We start from the raw sequence: 16,216 nt of genomic DNA, 5'->3' as shown, positions 1-16,216 counted from the left end.
GTGTCTGTCAGCGCCATGCGGGATGATCGGGGGAAAGCGGAGCGAACGAGGAGCGATGCGGAATGAGCCGAAGCGTCAGGACGAGGCCCGAGGCCAGTGGGCAGGCCCTGAGCGAGGCGTACGACACGGCGCTGCTCGATCTCGACGGGGTGGTGTACGCGGGCGGGAACGCGATCGTGCACGCGGTCGAGTCGTTGGCCACCGCGCGCGCGGGGGGCATGCGGCTCGCGTACGTCACCAACAACGCGCTGCGCACGCCTGACGCGGTGGCGGGCCATCTCACGGAGCTGGGGATACCGACGGGCGCGGAGGACGTCATCACCTCGGCGCAGGCGGTGGCGCGGCTGATCAGTGAGCAGGTGCCGGCGGGGGCGCGGGTGCTGGTGATCGGCGGGGAGGGCCTGCGGGTCGCGCTGCGGGAGCGCGGGCTCGTGCCCGTGGAGTCGGCGGACGACGATCCGGCGGCCGTGGTGCAGGGTTTCGGCGGGCCCGATCTGGCGTGGGGGCGGTTCGCGGAGGCGTCGTACGCGGTCGCGCGCGGGGTGCCGTGGTTCGCGTCCAACACGGATCTGACGATTCCCAGCGGGCGGGGGATCGCGCCGGGCAACGGTGCGGCGGTCGAGGTCGTGCGGATCGCGACCGGCGCCGAGCCGCAGGTGGCCGGGAAGCCGTTGCCCCCGATGCACCGGGAGACGATCCTGCGGACGGGCGCGGAGCGGCCGTTGGTCGTCGGGGACCGGCTCGACACGGACATCGAGGGGGCGTTCAACGGGGAGGTCGACTCGTTGCTCGTCCTCACCGGAGTCACCGACGGGGCGCAACTGCTGGCCGCGCCGCCGCAGCACCGGCCGACGTATGTCGACGCCGACCTGCGCGGGATGCTCACCGGGCAGCCGGAGGTCACCGCGGACGGCGGGGGGTTCCGCTGCGGCGGCTGGACGGCGGGTGCCGGCGCCGAGCGGCTGGAGCTGTCGGGGGAGGGCGAAAACCTGGACGGGCTGCGGGCGTTGTGCGCGGCGGCCTGGGCGGCAGGCGGCGAGGGGGTCTGCGAGCTGGACGCGGGGAAGGCGCTGGCACGGCTGGGGTTGTGACACCGGCCTCCTGCGAGTAAGGGAGGGTAGGCTAACCTAACCGGATGTTGGTCGACAGTGTTCCCGAACAGCGCGCGGAGACCGCCCCCGCGCCCCCGAGCCGTCGGGCGGCGTTGCGGGCCGTGGGGCTCCTCGCCGCCCTGGTGCTTCTCCTGCTGGTGGCGGTGGCGAGCATCGCCGTCGGCGCCAAGGAGTTGTCCGTCGCGCAGGTCTGGCACGGGCTGTTCGCGGATTCGGGGACGTACGCTGACGTCGTCGTGGACGAGCGGCTGTCGCGGACCGTGCTGGGGCTGCTCGTGGGGGCCGCCCTCGGTCTGTCCGGGGCCGTGCTGCAGGCGCTGACGCGCAATCCGCTGGCCGACCCCGGGCTGCTCGGCATCAACGCCGGCGCGTCGGCGGCCGTTGTCACCGCCATCACCTTCTTCGGCGTCACGAGCCTCAGCGGCTATGTGTGGTTCGCGTTCTTCGGCGCGGCGGCGGTCGGTGCGCTGGTCTGGTTCCTCGGCGGCAGCCGCGGGGCCACACCGGTGCGGCTCGCGCTCGCCGGCACCGCGATCAGCGCCGCGCTCTACGGCTACCTCCAGGCCGTGATGATCATGGACGACGCGGCGCTCGCCCGGATGCGTTTCTGGACGGTGGGCTCGCTGTCCTCGGCGACCGAAGGGACCGTCCGGCAGGTGCTGCCCTTCCTGGTGGTGGGCACGCTGCTCGCGTTCGTGCTCGCCCGGCCGCTGAACGCCGTGGCCATGGGCGACGACACGGCGAGGGCGCTCGGCGCCGACCTCACCCGCACCCGGGCGCTGTCGATGCTCGCCGCGACCGTGCTCAGCGGCGCCGCGACCGCCGCCTGCGGGCCGATCGTGTTCGTCGGCCTGATGGTCCCGCACGTCGTCCGCTCGTTCACCGGCCCCGACCTGCGCTGGATCATGCCGTACGCGGCGGTCCTGTCGCCGGTGCTGCTGCTCGGCTCGGACGTCGTCGGCCGGGTCGTGGCCCGCCCGTCGGAGGTCCAGGTCGGCATCGTGACCGCGATCATCGGTGGCCCGGTCTTCATCTTTCTCGTACGACGGCGGAGGACGGCCCAGCTGTGAAGACCGCGCAGAAGACCGCGCAGAAGACCGCGCAGAAGACCGCGCAGCACTCCGTGCAGCAGACCTCTCGCGGCCCCCGTGCGCTGCGTGGGCCGGGCGGGCTGTCCGTCCGGCTGGACGTGCGGGCGCTCGTCGTCGTCGTGCTGCTGGTGGCGGCCGCGCTCGCCGCGAGTGTGGTGCTGATCGGCACCGGGGACTTCCCGATCCCGCCGGGTGACGTCGTGCGGACGCTGCTCGGCGACGGCGACGCCGGGCAGGAGTTCATCGTCGACGAACTGCGGTTGCCGCGGGTCCTCGTGGGGCTGCTCGTCGGTGCCTCGCTCGGGCTCGGCGGCGCGCTGTTCCAGGCAGTCTCGCGCAATCCGCTGGGCAGTCCGGACGTGCTGGGGCTCGGGCAGGGCGCGACGGCCGGCGCGCTCGTGATGATCGTGCTGTTCTCCGGGAGCGCCACCCAGGTGACCGTCGGCGCGCTGGTGGGCGGCCTGGTGACCGGGGCCCTCATCTACCTGCTGGCGTGGCGGCGGGGGGTGCACGGGTACCGGCTGGTGCTCGTCGGCATCGGTGTCTCGGCCGTCGCGACGGCGGTCAACGGCTACCTGATGACCAAGGCCGACTTCGTCGACGCGGCGCGCGCCCTCGTGTGGATGACCGGGACCCTCGACGGCCGTGACTGGAAGCAGGTGTGGCCACTGCTCGCGCTGACCTGCGTGCTCGTGCCGCTCGTCCTCGCCCATGCGCGCGGGCTGCGGATGACGGAGATGGGCGACGACGTGTCCCACGCCTTGGGGGTGCGGGTGGAACGGGTGCGGCTGGTGGTGATGGTCACGGCCGTGCTGCTCACCGCCGCCGCCACCGCGGCCGCGGGCCCCGTCAGCTTCGTGGCGCTCACCGCGCCGCAGCTCGCCCGGCGCCTGACCCGCTCGCCCGGGCCGAACCTCGTGCCGTCCCTGTGCATGGGCGCCGCCCTGCTGGTCACCGCCGACCTGGCCGCGCAGCGGCTCTTCGGTGCGGGGCAGCTGCCCGTGGGCGTCGTCACCGGCGTGCTGGGCGGGGTGTACCTGCTGTGGCTCCTCGTCACCGAGCGCAGGGCGGGCCGGATATGAGCGCCCCCGCCCCGGAGAACCGTGGGCCGGACAACCGAAGGAGCATCGTGAACCGCCTGTCCGCCGAGAACGTCACCCTCGCCTACGACCAGCGGGTCATCGCCGAAGAGCTGTCCGTGCAGATACCGGACCGTTCCTTCACGGTGATCGTCGGTCCGAACGCCTGCGGCAAGTCGACGCTGCTGCGGGCGCTGTCGCGGATGCTGAAGCCGCAGCAGGGGCGGGTGCTGCTCGACGGGCAGGTCATCCAGTCGATGCCCGCGAAGAAGGTCGCGCGGACGCTGGGGCTGCTGCCGCAGTCGTCCGTCGCACCCGACGGGATCACCGTCGCCGACCTCGTCGCGCGGGGCCGCTACCCCCACCAGGGGATCCTGCGCCAGTGGTCGTCCGAGGACGAGCGGGTCGTGCGCGAGTCCATGGCGCGGACCGGGGTCGGCGAGCTCGCCGACCGGTATGTCGACGAGCTGTCCGGCGGGCAGCGCCAGCGGGTGTGGATCGCGATGGCCCTTGCCCAGCAGACCCCGTTGCTGCTGCTCGACGAGCCGACCACGTTTCTCGACATCCAGCACCAGATCGACGTCCTCGACCTGTGCGCGGAGCTGCACGAGGAGCACGGGCGCACGCTCGTGGCCGTGCTGCACGACCTCAACCACGCGGCCCGGTACGCCACCCATCTGATCGCGCTGAAGGGCGGCGAGGTCATCGCGCAGGGTCCGCCGGACGAGGTTGTCACGGCCGACCTGGTGGAGGAGGTCTTCGGGCTGCGCTGCCAGGTCATCGACGATCCGGAGACGGGGACGCCGCTGGTGGTGCCGGCGGCACGCAAGGCACGGGCGCAGGCCGGGCGGGCGGTCGCGGCGGTCGCCGCACCGGCTTCGGCGGTCGCTACAGAAGCTTCCTGAGCTGGAACAGGTCGCGTAGGCCGGCTTCGAGCCTGACCCGCCCGGAGCCCCACGCCTTGGCGAAGTTCAGTTCGCCGGCGACCAGTGCGACCAGGTCGTCGCCGGTCATGGCCAGCCGGATCTCGGCCTTGTCCCGAGGGGGACCCTGAAGGGTGTCCTGGACGGTGATCCGGCCGGCCGTCATCCGGCCGACGAACGTGACGTCGAGGTCGGTGATCCGGCAGCTCACCGAGCGGTCCAGGGCCGCGGCCGCCCGGACGTCCCCTTCGGCGCGGCTCATGTTGTCCGAGAGCTTCTCGAGTGCGGCGCGGCACTCCTCGATCGTGGCCATGGCGACCGACGGTACCCCAGACGTTCGAGGTAGCGTCTGGGCATGAGCGACACAGGGCCGCAGACGGGGACGGAGCCGCAGGCACAGGCCGCGCCCGAGGAGCGGGAGCCGGAGTCCGAGCACGACCCGGCCGCCCCCGCCCCGCTGGGCGTGCCGCGCATCCCCACCGGCCACGCCGAGGCGGACGCGCACCTGGAACGGCTGGCCGACGCCGACCACCTCGCCACCGACGGACACCTCGAGGTGTACGAGGATGTACACCGGGGGCTGCGCGACGCGCTCACCGCGCTCGACGCCCGCCCGGGGCCCGCGGGTCCCGTCGGTCGTCCGACCGTCACCCCCGGATGAGACCCTCCGGTCTCGCCCCCTGAATCGCCGTACGGACAACACAGGAGCTGAACCGAACGTGGCAGGAGTCGCACGTCGCCGTCTGGACGCGGAGCTGGTGCGCCGCAAGCTCGCGCGTTCGCGTGAGCACGCCGGGCAGCTGATCGCCGCCGGGCGGGTCACCGTCGGCAAGACCGTCGCGACCAAACCGGCCACGCAGGTGGAGACGGCGGCCGCGATCGTCGTCTCCGTCGACGCCGACGACCCCGACTACGTGTCCCGCGGCGGCCACAAGCTGGCCGGCGCGCTGGAGGCCTTCGTGCCGCGCGGACTGGTGGTGAAGGGGCGGCGGGCGCTGGACGCCGGAGCCTCGACCGGCGGGTTCACGGACGTGCTGCTGCGGGCCGGGGCCGCGCACGTGGTCGCCGTCGACGTCGGATACGGACAACTCGCCTGGTCTCTGCAGAGCGATGAACGCGTCACCGTCAAGGACCGTACGAACGTACGCGAGTTGACGCTTGAAGCGATCGATGGGGAGCCTGTGGATCTTGTCGTGGGGGACTTGTCCTTCATCCCGCTGGGGCTGGTGCTGCCGGCTCTGGCACGGTGCACCGGGCCGGACGCGGACCTGGTGATGATGGTCAAGCCGCAGTTCGAGGTGGGGAAGGAACGGCTCGGCAGCGGGGGCGTCGTGCGCAGTCCGCAGCTGCGGGCTGAGGCCGTGCGGGGGGTCGCCGGGAAGGCGTGGGACCTGGGGCTCGGGGTGCGGGGCGTCACCGCCAGTCCGCTGCCCGGGCCGTCGGGCAATGTCGAGTATTTTCTGTGGCTTCGGGCCGGGGCTCCTGTCCTCGACCCGGCCGACGTCGACCGTGCAGTTGCGGAGGGGCCGCGGTGACTCTGAACCGAGCTCGTACTGTTTTCCTGCTCGCCCACACCGGGCGGCCGGCGGCCATCCGCAGTGCCGAACTGGTCGTCAAGGGGCTGCTGCGGGAGGGCATCGGGGTGCGCGTCCTCGAGTACGAGGCCGCCGACCTGCCGCTGCCGGACGAGGTGGAGCTGGTCTCCGAGGCCACCCCGCAGTGCCTCGAGGGCTGCGAGCTGCTGATCGTGCTGGGCGGCGACGGCACACTGCTGCGCGGTGCGGAGTTCGCCCGGGCCTCCGGGGTGCCGATGCTCGGCGTCAACCTCGGCTCCGTCGGCTTCCTGGCGGAGGCCGAGCGCGACGACCTGGACAAGGTCGTCGACCGGGTGGTGACGAAGTCGTACGAGGTCGAGGAGCGGATGACCGTCGACGTCATCGTGCACCGCAACGGCGACATCGTGCACACCGACTGGGCGCTGAACGAGGCGGCGGTGCAGAAGGCCGGCGCCGAGAAGCTGCTGGAGGTCGTGCTGGAGATCGACGGGCGGCCGGTCACCGGGTTCGGCTGCGACGGCATCGTCCTGTCGACCCCGACCGGCTCCACGGCGTACGCGTTCTCGGCCGGCGGGCCTGTGGTGTGGCCCGAGGTCGAGGCCCTGCTGATGGTGCCGATCAGCGCGCACGCGCTGTTCGCCAAGCCCCTGGTGACCTCGCCGAACTCGGTGCTCGCGGTGGAGCTGCTGCCGCACATCCCGCCCGGCGTCCTGTGGTGCGACGGGCGGCGGACCTTCGAGCTGCCTCCGGGCGCCCGGGTCGAGGTGCGGCGGGGCAGTGTGCCGGTGCGGCTGGCGCGGCTGCACCACGCCTCCTTCACGGACCGTCTCGTGGCGAAGTTCGCGCTGCCGGTGTCCGGGTGGCGCGGGGCGCGGCACTGAAGGCGCCGCAGGTCCGCGGGGGTCGCGGGGCCGGCGGTGACTGCGGAGGGTGAGCGGCCGGTCGCGCGGACCGCGTGCTGCGGGACATCTCCACTCGCGCGGGTGACAGGGTGCCTCGCACTTCTGCCGCCGGACCTCGTAAGGTCTTCTCCGTGTTGGAGGAGATGCGGATACGGTCGCTCGGAGTCATCGACGACGCGGTCGTCGAGCTGTCGCCGGGGTTCACCGCGGTCACGGGCGAGACGGGCGCGGGCAAGACCATGGTCGTCACCAGCCTCGGGCTGCTGCTGGGCGGGCGTGCCGATCCCGCGCTCGTGCGGATCGGCGCGGAGAAGGCGGTGGTCGAGGGGCGGATCGCCCTGCCCGCCGACTCCTCGGTGGTCGTCCGGGCCGAGGAGGCCGGGGCCGAGCTCGACGACGGGGCGCTGCTCATCAGCCGTACCGTTTCCGCTGAAGGGCGGTCGCGGGCGCACGTGGGCGGGCGGAGCGTGCCCATGGGCGTGCTCGCCGAGCTCGCGGACGAGCTGGTGGCCGTGCACGGGCAGACGGACCAGCAGGGGCTGCTGAAGCTGTCCCGGCAGCGGCAGGCGCTCGACCGGTACGCGGGCGACGCGGTGACCGTGCCGCTCGCCAAGTACACGGAGGCCTACCGGCGGCTGCGAGCGGTGGCCGGCGAGCTGGAGGAGATCGTCACGCGCGCGCGTGAGCGGGCCCAGGAGGCCGACATGCTGCGCTTCGGCCTCGACGAGATCGCCGGCGTCGAGCCGCGCGCCGGTGAGGACGTGGAGCTCGCGGAGGAGGCCGAGCGGCTCGGGCACGCGGAGGCGCTGTCCTCGGCCGCCACGGCCGCCCACGCCGCTCTCGCCGCCAACCCCGAGGACCCCGAGGGCATCGACGCGGCCACGCTCGTCGCGGGCGCACAGCGGGCCCTGGAGGCCGTCAGGTCGCACGACCCGGCGCTGGCGGCGCTCGCCGACCGGATCGGGGAGATCGGGATTCTGCTGGGCGACGTGGCCGGGGAACTGGCCGGGTACGCGGACGACCTCGACGCCGATCCGCTGCGGCTGTCGGCCGTGGAGGAGCGGCGGGCCGCGCTCACCGCGCTCACCCGCAAGTACGGGCAGGACGTGAACTCCGTCCTCGCGTGGGCCGAGCAGAGCGCCTCGCGGCTCACCGAACTGGACGGCGACGACGAACGGATCGACGAGCTGACCGCCGAGCGGGACGCCCTGCGAGCCGAACTGGGCGGGCTGGCGCAGGCGCTGACGGACGCGCGCACGGAGGCCGCGGAGCAGTTCGCCGCCGCGGTGACCGCCGAGCTGGCGTCGCTGGCTATGCCGCACGCGCGCGTGTCCTTCGCGATCCGGCAGACCGAGGACCCGGAGGGTGTCGAGGTCGGCGGACGTCCGGTCGCCTACGGGCCGGCCGGCGTGGACGAGGTGGAGCTGCTGCTCGCCCCGCACCCCGGCGCGCCGCCGCGGCCCATCGCCAAGGGCGCGTCCGGCGGTGAGCTGTCACGGGTGATGCTGGCCGTGGAGGTCGTGTTCGCGGGGACGGACCCGGTTCCGACGTATCTCTTCGACGAGGTGGACGCGGGCGTAGGCGGCAAGGCGGCCGTGGAGATCGGCCGGCGGCTGGCGCGGCTCGCGAGGACGGCGCAGGTCGTGGTCGTCACCCACCTTCCGCAGGTCGCGGCGTTCGCCGACCGGCAGTTGCTGGTGGAGAAGACCAGCGACGGCACGGTGACCCGGTCCGGGGTGAAGGTCCTGGAGGGCGAGGAGCGCATCCGCGAGCTGTCCCGCATGCTCGCCGGCCAGGAGGACTCCGAGACGGCCAGGGCCCACGCGGAGGAGCTCCTCGCCACCGCTCGGGGGGACGGGTAGCGGCGGGGCTGCGGGGCCCGCCGAAGAGCGATCGGCGGGGTCCGATCGCCGTGCGGGCCCGCGATGCGAACGGACTTGCGGCTCCATTCACCCGTGTGGGTGACAGGGAGGGGTGTGTGGCCCCTCGTCGTGAGGCTCCAGGGCACGGAACACCGGTGCGTGCTGGCATCCTTGGGCGGAGTACGTGGAGGAACGTCAGCGGTCCACCCCTCCGCCCGCGGTCCCTCCGTACGTTTCCCCGTGACCGTCCGACGCCGAACCAGGAGCCCCGGCCACGTGAGCAGCCCCTCACCGCGCGGCCAGTCGTCGCTGCGCACCGTCCAGGTGCTCGGCGGAGGCAACGCCGGCAGCAGCGCACACGTGCGCTCCCTGGCAGCGGGGCTCGTCGCGCGGGGCGTGCGGGTGACGGTGTGCGCCCCCGTCGAAGCCGATCACGCCTACGGCTTCACCGGTGCCGGCGCCGAACACGTGCACGTGCCGCGCAGGAGCGATCCGGGGTCCGTGGCGGCACTCCGCGCGGCCTGCACGGGCGCCGACCTCGTCCACGCGCACGGACTGCACGCCTCCTTCCGCGCCGTCCTCGCGCTCAGCGGCCGCGCCACCCCGCTCGTCGTCACCTGGCACAACCGCGCGCACGCCGAGGGCGCCCGCGCCCACCTGCTGCGGCTGCTGGAGCGCCGGGTCGCGAGGACGGCCGCCGTCGTCCTCGGCACCACCTCCGACCTCGTCGACCGCGCCCGGCGCACGGGAGCCCGTGACGCGCGGCTCGCCGCCGTGGCGCTGCCCGGCCCCCGCCGGGACGAGGGCCGGGAGGAGGACGCCGAGCTGTCGGCCTCCAAGCTGCGAGCCGAACTGGGCGCCGTGGGCCGCCCTTTGCTCATGGCGGTCGGCTCCCTGGACCGTCACCGCGGCCACGGCCTCCTGCTGGACGCCGCCCGCGCATGGCGCCGGCTCGACTGCGCGCCCCTGGTGGTGATCGCGGGCGAGGGCCCGCAGTGGGCGGAGCTCCAAGGCCGCATCGAGGACGAGCGACTGCCGGTCCGGCTGCTCGGCCGGCGGGACGACGCGAGCGAGCTGCTCGCCGCCGCCGACCTCGCCCTCCTGCCCGGCGGCGGGGAGTCGCGGTCCGTCCTGGCGCAGGAGGCCCTCCACGCGCGCGTGCCGCTCGTCGCGGCGCTGACCGGCGGTGTCCGCGAACTCGTCGGGGACGCGGCAGAACTGGTGCCCGCCGGCGACGCGGACGCCTTCTCCGCCGCCGTCGTACGCCTCCTCGACGATCCCGGACGGTGCGAGCGGCTGCGGGACCTCGGCACCCGGCAGACCGCCACCTGGCCCACCGAGGACGAGACCGTCGCCCAGGTCCTCAGCGTCTACGACGAGTTGACGCAGCCCCGGCCCATGATCTGACACCGGTCACGCCACCGGTCACCGGCACCGGTCACGCCACCGGTCACCCGCGGACCGTCAGGGCAGGTGCCTGCGCGCCCGCAGGGCCAGGCTCAACGCCAGGACCGTCTGCGGGTCGTCCAGATCGGTGCCGAGCAGCTCGCCGATGCGGGCGAGGCGGTTGTAGAGCGTCTGGCGGTTCAGATGCAGTTCGCGGGCCGTCTCCGCCTTGCGTCCGGCATGGGCCAGGTAGGTCTCCAGGGTCGGCAGCAGCGCGGGCTTGGAGCGGCGGTCGTGGTCGCGGACCGGGCCGATCGCCCGGTCGACGAAGGCCGCGAGGTCCGGATGGCCGCGCAACCGCCACAGCAGCAGGTCGATGTCCAGGCGGCGGGCGTCGTACCAGGGCCGGTCCGGCAGACCCTGCGCGGCCGTCGCCGTCTCCGCCGCGTGCCGCAGTCCCGCCGACGCGGCAGCCCACCCGCCCGCCATCCCGACGACGACCACCGGCGGCTGGGCGCCCGGCCGCTGCATCCCGGCCCGCTCCACGCCCGCCCGCAGCGCCGCCGCTACCCGGTCCGCCACCGTCGGGCGCTCCTGCTCCGCGCGCAGGCCCAGCAGCACCGGCACCCGGCCCTCCACCGGCCGCACGCCCAGCAGCACCGGCACGCCCACCGACGCCAGCTCCTCGGCGACCGCCCGGGCCAGTACCGCCCAGCCCGCACCAGGCGAGATCCCCTCGCCCAGCCGCATGACGACCGGCAGCAACGGGCCGGCGCCGGGCCGGAACCCGAGAACCCGTGCCTGCGCCGGAGCGTCCTGCTCGGCGATCCGCCCCTCGGCGAGGTCCGTCAGGAAGTCGCCCCGGCCGCGCGCGGCGAGCTCCTCCTCCTGACGGGCCTGCATCAGCACCACGGCCAGGATCCCGGCCGTCCGGTCGGCGGCGATCCGGTGCACCGGTGCGAGAGGGGCGCGCACAGGCAGCAGCACGAGCCGGGCGCGTACCGAACCCGCCCCCGGCCCGCCCCCGGGCACGTCCACCAGCACCGAGCCGACGGGCGGCGGGGCGTCCTTGTGCGGGCCGCGCAGCCCCTCCCACACCTGGAGCGGATCGGCTCCCTGCGGTCCCTCGCCGGCCGCGTACAGCAGCTGGCCGTCGGGAGTCTCCAGGAACACCGGATTGCCGGCGAAGTCCGCCAGGATGCCCAGCACCTGCGGGATCCCGCCGCCGCCGAGCAGGGCCTGAGTGCAGCGCCGGTGCACCTCCTCGGCGCGTTGGAGCAGTGCGTGGTGGCCGTTGACGATCTCGGTGTGGATCTCCTCCGTGACCGTCACGAACGCCACCTCCCGGTGCAGTTGGACGAGGGGGAGGCCGGTGGCCCGCGCGGTCTCCACCAGGGCCGAGGGCAGCCGGGTGAAGCGCGGGCCCAGCTCGATCACCAGGGCCGCGATGCCCCGCTCGGCCAGGGTCCGCACGAACGCCCGCTGCTCGGCCGGGCGGGTGCCGAGGCTGTAGCCGGTGGTCAGCAGCAGCTCGCCGCCCTTGAGCAGGGAGGCGATGTGCGGGACCTCGCCGGCGTGCACCCAGCGCACCGTGCGCTCCAGCCGGTCCCCGCCCGCGACGATCTCCGGGAGCCCGCTGCGCAGGCCGGGCAGTTCCAGAGCGCGCTGCACGGTGATGCCGGCGCTGCGGCTGTCGAAACGGTAGTCCGTGCGGCTGTCCATGCAGCGGACGCTACCTGCGCGGACGCCCCGGCAACATCCGCGGGCCCCGCGGCGGACGGGGTGAGTGGTGCCGGTGGGACGGCCCCTGGGGCGGGCGGGCCGATTGGGCGGCCCGGGACCGGGTAGCGGCGGCCCATGGACTTCAGTGTGGTTGCCGTGGCACGTGAGGACGACAGCCCCGTCGACGAGCCGCTGCGGGTGGCGGCGCTCGCCGACCGGCTCGGCTACCGGGAGGTGTGGGCCGGCGAAGGACCGACCTGGGACGCCTTCGTGCTGGCCGCCGCCCTCGGCCGGGTCACCGGACGGGCGACGCTGACGGCGGGACCGGTCCCGGTGTCCGTGCGCGACCCGTACAGCCTCGCCCGGGGCGCCGCCTCCGTCGCCGCCGTCACCGGCGGACGGCCGGTCGGCGTGGCGCTGGGCACCTCCAGCAGGCGGGTGGTCGAAGGCGTGCACGGGCTGCCCCGGACGCGTCCCGCCGCCGTGCTCGAGGAGACGGCCGGGACCGTCCGGGCCCTGCTGCACGCCGAGCCCGGTGAGCCGGTGGTGGTCGGCAGCCCCTTCCGGCGTCGGCTCCCGCCGCCCGGCGGCCCGCTCACCGTGGCCGCGTTCGGAGACCGTGCGATCGCGACGGCCGCCGCACACGCCGACAGGATGCTGCTGGACGTCGTCTCACCCGAACAGGTGCGCGAGCTGCGTGGCAAGCTGGACGCGGCGGCAGAGCGGGCGGGGCGGCCGCGGCCCGCGCTCGCCGCCTGGCTGCCCGCGGCCGTCGACCCGGCGCCCGAGTCGCTCACCCAGGTCCTCGGCGGCATCGCCGGCTATCTGACGGTGCCCGGGTACCGCGAGGTGTTCGCCGAGGCCGGTTTCGGCGCGGCCGTGGACCTCGCGGCGGCCGGCGCCGACCGTGCCGCCCTGGTCCGGGCTCTGCCGGCGGCGGCCGCCGCCACCGTCGGCCTGGTCGGCGACCTGGACGCCGTGCGCGCCCGGATCGACGACTACGCCCGGGCGGGCCTCGACGAGATCGCGCTCGTCCCGGCCACCGACGGCGACCCGGCGGGGGAGCGGACCCTGACGGCGCTCAGGCCGGCCTGATGTTGTGGTTGAAGCGGAACACGTTGTCCGGGTCGTAGCGCCGCTTCAGGTCCGCGAGCCGCCGGGCGTTCTCGGCGCCGACCCCGGCCACGACCCGGTCGGCGCCCTCGTCGCCGATGAAGTTCAGGTAGACCGCGCCCGTGCTCCACGGCTGCACCCCGGCCCGCACGTCCCGGACCCACTGCTCGCACCGGGCGTCGTCCGCCGGGTCCGCCCAGAGCCCGAAGGGGTGCACGCCCCAGGGCGCGTCACGGTAGGGCACGGGGTATTCGTGCGGGCCGGCGCCGATCGCGCCGCCCTGCGGGAACAGCGCGTGCATGGTGCCCGTCGGCACTGGCAGGGACTCCCCGAGTCCGCAGTAGACGTCCACGAAGTCGTCCGGCGCGCCCGTCAGGTACTCCGCGGACCAGTAGTTCCGCATGCCGGGCGGGTCGTCGATCATGCACTGGAGGTCGGCGTACGGCATGGCCCCGACGACCTCCGACTCGTGCGGCAGCGCCAGCAGCGGTTCGGCCAGTTTGCGCAGGTCCTCCTCCGCCCCGGCGTACGTCAGCAGCACCCCGCACAGCAGTGAGCCCACCAGGTGCGGCGGGACGAACTCCTCGGGCGGGCCGGTGAGGTACAGCACCGCGCCGCTCGCCTCGTCGGGGCCTGCGGCGATCACGTCCCGGTAGGTGCGGGTGGTCTCGGGGCCGAATTCGGGCCGGTACAGCAGCAGGGCGATGGAGAACTCGGGCAGTTCGTGCAGCCTCAGGGTGAGGGAGGCGGCGATGCCGAAGTTGCCTCCGCCGCCGTGCAGGGCCCAGAAGAGGTCGGGGTGCTCGTCGGCGCTCGCCCGCACCCGCCGGCCGTCCGCGGTCACCAAGTCGGCGCTCAGCAGGTTGTCCACGGCCAGCCCGTGGCACCGGTCCAGCCAGCCCGTGCCGCCGCCGAGGACGAAGCCGCCGACGCCGGTGGTGGAGGCCCGGCCGCCGGTCGTGGCCAGACCGTGGGGCTCGCAGGCGCGGTCCAGGTCGCTCATGGTGGCCCCGCCCGCGACGCGTACCGTCCGGGCGGCGGGATCGACGTCGACGGCGCGCAGATGGCGCAGGTCCACCACCACGGCCCCGTCGCCCAGGGCCATGCCGGCGACGCTGTGACCGCCGCCGCGCACCGCGACCGGCAGGTCCAGGTCGCGGGCGAAGCGGACGGTGCGGACGATGTCGTCCTCGTCGACGCACTGGGCGATCACCGCCGGCCGCCGGTCGATCATCGCGTTGAAGACGGTCCGGGCGTCGTCGTAGCCCGGGTCCCGCGGGGCGAACACGTCGCCGACCAGATCCTCGCGGAGCGCGGCGAGAGCCGTGCCCGCCTTCGATGGGGAGGCCATGGGGGCGCCCCCTTCCGTGCAGGGGCAGATGACTTCCAGCGTAGGCGGGCGCGGTCCGGCGGTCCTGTTCAGCCGCCCGACCGCGCCCCCATGTCATCGAACCGAAAGGCTCAGCCGCCGTACGCCCCCGACGCCGTCAGGCGCAGCGCGGTGTCGATCAGCGGGACGTGGCTGAAGGCCTGCGGGAAGTTGCCGACCTGGCGCTGCAGGCGAGGGTCCCACTCCTCGGCGAGCAGACCGAGGTCGTTGCGCAGCGACAGGAGCTTCTCGAACAGCTTGCGGGCCTCGTCGACGCGGCCGATCATCGCGAGGTCGTCGGCCATCCAGAACGAGCAGGCCAGGAAGGCGCCCTCGTCTCCGGGCAGGCCGTCGACGCCCTCGTCGCCGCCCGAGGTCGGGTAGCGCAGGATGAAGCCGTCCGGGGTGGACAGCTCGCGCTGGATCGCCTCGATGGTGCCGATGACCCGCTTGTCGTCCGGCGGCAGGAAGCCCATCTGCGGGATGAGCAGCAACGACGCGTCCAGCTCCTTGGAGCCGTAGGACTGGGTGAAGGTGTTGCGCTCCTTGTCGTAGCCCTTCTCGCAGACGTCCCGGTGGATGTCGTCGCGCAGTTCGCGCCACTTCTCCAGCGGACCGTCGGCGTCGCCGGACTCGATCAGCTTGATCGTCCGGTCGACGGCGACCCAGGCCATGACCTTGGAGTGCACGAAGTGGCGGCGCGGGCCGCGCACCTCCCAGATGCCCTCGTCCGGCTCGTCCCAGTGCTGCTCGAGGTAGCGGATCAGCTTCAGCTGGAGGAGGGAGGCGTAGTCGTTGCGGGCCAGGCCCGTCATGTGGCCGAGGTGCAGGGCCTCGGTGACCTCGCCGTACACGTCCAGCTGGAGCTGGTGCGCCGCGCCGTTGCCGACCCGGACCGGGGCGGAGTTCTCGTAGCCCGGCAGCCAGTCCAGCTCGGCCTCGCCCAGCTCGCGCTCGCCCGCGATGCCGTACATGATCTGCAGGTTCTCGGGGTCGCCGGCGACCGCGCGCAGCAGCCACTCGCGCCAGGCGCGGGCCTCCTCGCGGTAGCCGGTGCGCAGCAGCGAGGACAGCGTGATGGCCGCGTCGCGCAGCCAGGTGTAGCGGTAGTCCCAGTTGCGGACACCGCCGATGTCCTCGGGCAGGGAGGTGGTGGGCGCGGCGACGATACCGCCGGTCGGCCCGTACGTCAGCGCCTTCAGCGTGATCAGCGAGCGGATCACGGCCTCGCGGTAGGGGCCGTGGTACGTGCAGTGCTCGACCCACTCGCGCCAGAAGTCCTCGGTGGCCTGGAGCGACTGCTCGGGTTCCGGGAGCGGCGGCGGCTGCTTGTGCGAGGGCTCCCAGGAGATCGTGAACGCGATCCGGTCACCCGGCGCGACCGTGAAGTCGGCGTACGTCGTCAGCGCCTTGCCGTAGGTCTCGCAGTCGGTGTCGAACCACACCGAGTCGGGGCCCGCGACGGCCACCGTGCGGCCCTCGTGCTTGTGCACCCACGGCACGACCCGCCCGTAGGAGAACCGCATGCGCAGCGCGGAGCGCATGGGGACGCGGCCCGAGACGCCCTCGACGATCCGGATGAGCTGGGGGGCGCCGTCGCGAGGGGGCATGAAATCGGTCACGCGGACCGTCCCGCGGGGGGTGTCCCACTCCGACTCCAGGATGAGCGAGTCGCTCCGGTAGGTGCGCCGGGCCGCGCGGGGCGGGGGCGCGTCGGAGGCGTGCGCGGGGCCGAGGCGCCAGAAGCCGTGTTCCTCGGTGCCGAGCAGACCTGCGAAGATCGCGTGCGAGTCGAAGCGGGGCAGGCACAGCCAGTCCACTGTGCCGTCCCGGCAGACCAATGCCGCGGTCTGCATGTCTCCGATGAGTGCGTAGTCTTCGATGCGCCCGGCCACGTGCAACTCCAGTCGAACGGCCACGTCACCCCCAGGGGAAATGGGGGCTGTCGCTAGTGCGGTCAAGGGGTCGTTGGTAATGCGTCGTTGAGCGTTGAAGCAAAGCAGCCGCTCGGCCCTGGGGGCAAAACGCCGATCACTGTTCAACGAACTGACGAGCTCTCGTTGTTCCGGTGGGATACGGGCTGGGGTGTGCCGTCTTGCCG

The 16,216-nt window shown here is 73.9% G+C and carries 14 protein-coding genes; 10 read left to right on the top strand and 4 right to left on the bottom strand.

From position 1 onward, the window contains the following. Positions 1-62: 62 nt before the first annotated feature. The 4 genes from QF032_RS09565 to QF032_RS09550 are packed head-to-tail and all read left to right on the top strand — an operon-like array spanning position 63 to position 4,187. The gene (locus QF032_RS09565; RefSeq protein ID WP_307041534.1) at positions 63-1,091 is read left to right on the top strand and encodes an HAD hydrolase-like protein; all 1,029 of its coding nucleotides are present in this window, start codon (positions 63-65) and stop codon (positions 1,089-1,091) included. Between the two features lie 44 nt (positions 1,092-1,135). Next, positions 1,136-2,182, top strand: coding sequence for a FecCD family ABC transporter permease (locus QF032_RS09560; RefSeq protein ID WP_306953562.1), 1,047 nt, complete (start codon positions 1,136-1,138; stop codon positions 2,180-2,182). A 53-nt stretch (positions 2,183-2,235) separates the two neighbouring features. After that, positions 2,236-3,285 (top strand): FecCD family ABC transporter permease, encoded by a 1,050-nt coding sequence (locus tag QF032_RS09555; protein ID WP_307060197.1) that lies wholly within the window; start codon positions 2,236-2,238, stop codon positions 3,283-3,285. Then, a complete protein-coding gene (locus QF032_RS09550; protein WP_307055731.1) occupies positions 3,282-4,187 on the top strand; it encodes an ABC transporter ATP-binding protein in 906 nt (301 codons plus the stop codon). The genes QF032_RS09555 and QF032_RS09550 overlap by 4 nt, the downstream gene beginning before the upstream one ends. On the opposite strand, the gene QF032_RS09545 is transcribed toward QF032_RS09550, so the two are convergent. Next, positions 4,171-4,518, bottom strand: coding sequence for an SCP2 sterol-binding domain-containing protein (locus tag QF032_RS09545; protein ID WP_306953566.1), 348 nt, complete (start codon positions 4,516-4,518; stop codon positions 4,171-4,173). The genes QF032_RS09550 and QF032_RS09545 overlap by 17 nt on opposite strands. Before the next feature lie 42 nt (positions 4,519-4,560). On the opposite strand from QF032_RS09545, the gene QF032_RS09540 reads away from it, so the two are divergent. The 5 genes from QF032_RS09540 to QF032_RS09520 all read left to right on the top strand — a co-directional run bounded on the left by QF032_RS09540 (position 4,561) and on the right by QF032_RS09520 (position 9,932). Next, positions 4,561-4,866 carry a hypothetical protein gene (locus tag QF032_RS09540; protein ID WP_307055729.1) on the top strand — a complete coding sequence of 102 codons (306 nt, stop codon included), beginning with the start codon at positions 4,561-4,563 and terminating at the stop codon, positions 4,864-4,866. Positions 4,867-4,924: 58 nt separating this feature from the next. Next, entirely contained in the window at positions 4,925-5,740 is an 816-nt protein-coding gene (locus QF032_RS09535) for a TlyA family RNA methyltransferase (RefSeq protein WP_307041527.1), read from the top strand. After that, entirely contained in the window at positions 5,737-6,642 is a 906-nt protein-coding gene (locus QF032_RS09530) for an NAD kinase (RefSeq protein WP_057579867.1), read from the top strand. Before QF032_RS09535 ends, QF032_RS09530 begins: the two co-directional genes overlap by 4 nt. A 164-nt stretch (positions 6,643-6,806) precedes the next feature. Continuing rightward, entirely contained in the window at positions 6,807-8,525 is a 1,719-nt protein-coding gene (recN, locus tag QF032_RS09525; protein ID WP_307060195.1) for a DNA repair protein RecN, read from the top strand. 276 nt (positions 8,526-8,801) lie between these two features. Further along, positions 8,802-9,932 carry a glycosyltransferase family 4 protein gene (locus QF032_RS09520; protein WP_307055728.1) on the top strand — a complete coding sequence of 377 codons (1,131 nt, stop codon included), beginning with the start codon at positions 8,802-8,804 and terminating at the stop codon, positions 9,930-9,932. Between the two features lie 57 nt (positions 9,933-9,989). On the opposite strand, the gene QF032_RS09515 is transcribed toward QF032_RS09520, so the two are convergent. Beyond that, positions 9,990-11,633: a PucR family transcriptional regulator gene (locus QF032_RS09515; RefSeq protein ID WP_307055725.1), complete on the bottom strand. Its 1,644-nt coding sequence runs from the start codon at positions 11,631-11,633 to the stop codon at positions 9,990-9,992. Positions 11,634-11,768: 135 nt separating this feature from the next. Between QF032_RS09515 and QF032_RS09510 the strand changes: the two genes are divergently transcribed. Next, the gene (locus tag QF032_RS09510; RefSeq protein ID WP_307055724.1) at positions 11,769-12,728 is read left to right on the top strand and encodes an LLM class F420-dependent oxidoreductase; all 960 of its coding nucleotides are present in this window, start codon (positions 11,769-11,771) and stop codon (positions 12,726-12,728) included. Here the strand turns inward: QF032_RS09510 and QF032_RS09505 are convergent. Both QF032_RS09505 and QF032_RS09500 read right to left on the bottom strand, forming a co-directional pair. After that, a complete protein-coding gene (locus QF032_RS09505; RefSeq protein WP_307041520.1) occupies positions 12,715-14,097 on the bottom strand; it encodes an FAD-binding oxidoreductase in 1,383 nt (460 codons plus the stop codon). The genes QF032_RS09510 and QF032_RS09505 overlap by 14 nt on opposite strands. Positions 14,098-14,207: 110 nt before the next feature. Next, the gene (locus QF032_RS09500) at positions 14,208-16,010 is read right to left on the bottom strand and encodes a glycoside hydrolase family 15 protein (RefSeq protein ID WP_307041518.1); all 1,803 of its coding nucleotides are present in this window, start codon (positions 16,008-16,010) and stop codon (positions 14,208-14,210) included. Between the last annotated feature and the right edge of the window lie 206 nt (positions 16,011-16,216).

It is taken from the genome of Streptomyces achromogenes, from assembly GCF_030816715.1.
Taxonomy (GTDB): domain Bacteria; phylum Actinomycetota; class Actinomycetes; order Streptomycetales; family Streptomycetaceae; genus Streptomyces; species Streptomyces achromogenes_A.
This window is presented reverse-complemented; position numbering and strand designations above follow the sequence as displayed.

Coding starts and splice junctions, on each gene's coding strand:
- QF032_RS09565 (WP_307041534.1), top strand. CDS start 63: ATGAGCCGAAGCGTCAGGACGAGGCCCGAGGCCAGTGGGCAGGCCCTG.
- QF032_RS09560 (WP_306953562.1), top strand. CDS start 1,136: ATGTTGGTCGACAGTGTTCCCGAACAGCGCGCGGAGACCGCCCCCGCG.
- QF032_RS09550 (WP_307055731.1), top strand. CDS start 3,282: ATGAGCGCCCCCGCCCCGGAGAACCGTGGGCCGGACAACCGAAGGAGC.
- QF032_RS09545 (WP_306953566.1), bottom strand. CDS start 4,518: ATGGCCACGATCGAGGAGTGCCGCGCCGCACTCGAGAAGCTCTCGGAC.
- QF032_RS09540 (WP_307055729.1), top strand. CDS start 4,561: ATGAGCGACACAGGGCCGCAGACGGGGACGGAGCCGCAGGCACAGGCC.
- recN (WP_307060195.1), top strand. CDS start 6,807: ATGCGGATACGGTCGCTCGGAGTCATCGACGACGCGGTCGTCGAGCTG.
- QF032_RS09515 (WP_307055725.1), bottom strand. CDS start 11,633: ATGGACAGCCGCACGGACTACCGTTTCGACAGCCGCAGCGCCGGCATC.
- QF032_RS09510 (WP_307055724.1), top strand. CDS start 11,769: ATGGACTTCAGTGTGGTTGCCGTGGCACGTGAGGACGACAGCCCCGTC.
- QF032_RS09505 (WP_307041520.1), bottom strand. CDS start 14,097: ATGGCCTCCCCATCGAAGGCGGGCACGGCTCTCGCCGCGCTCCGCGAG.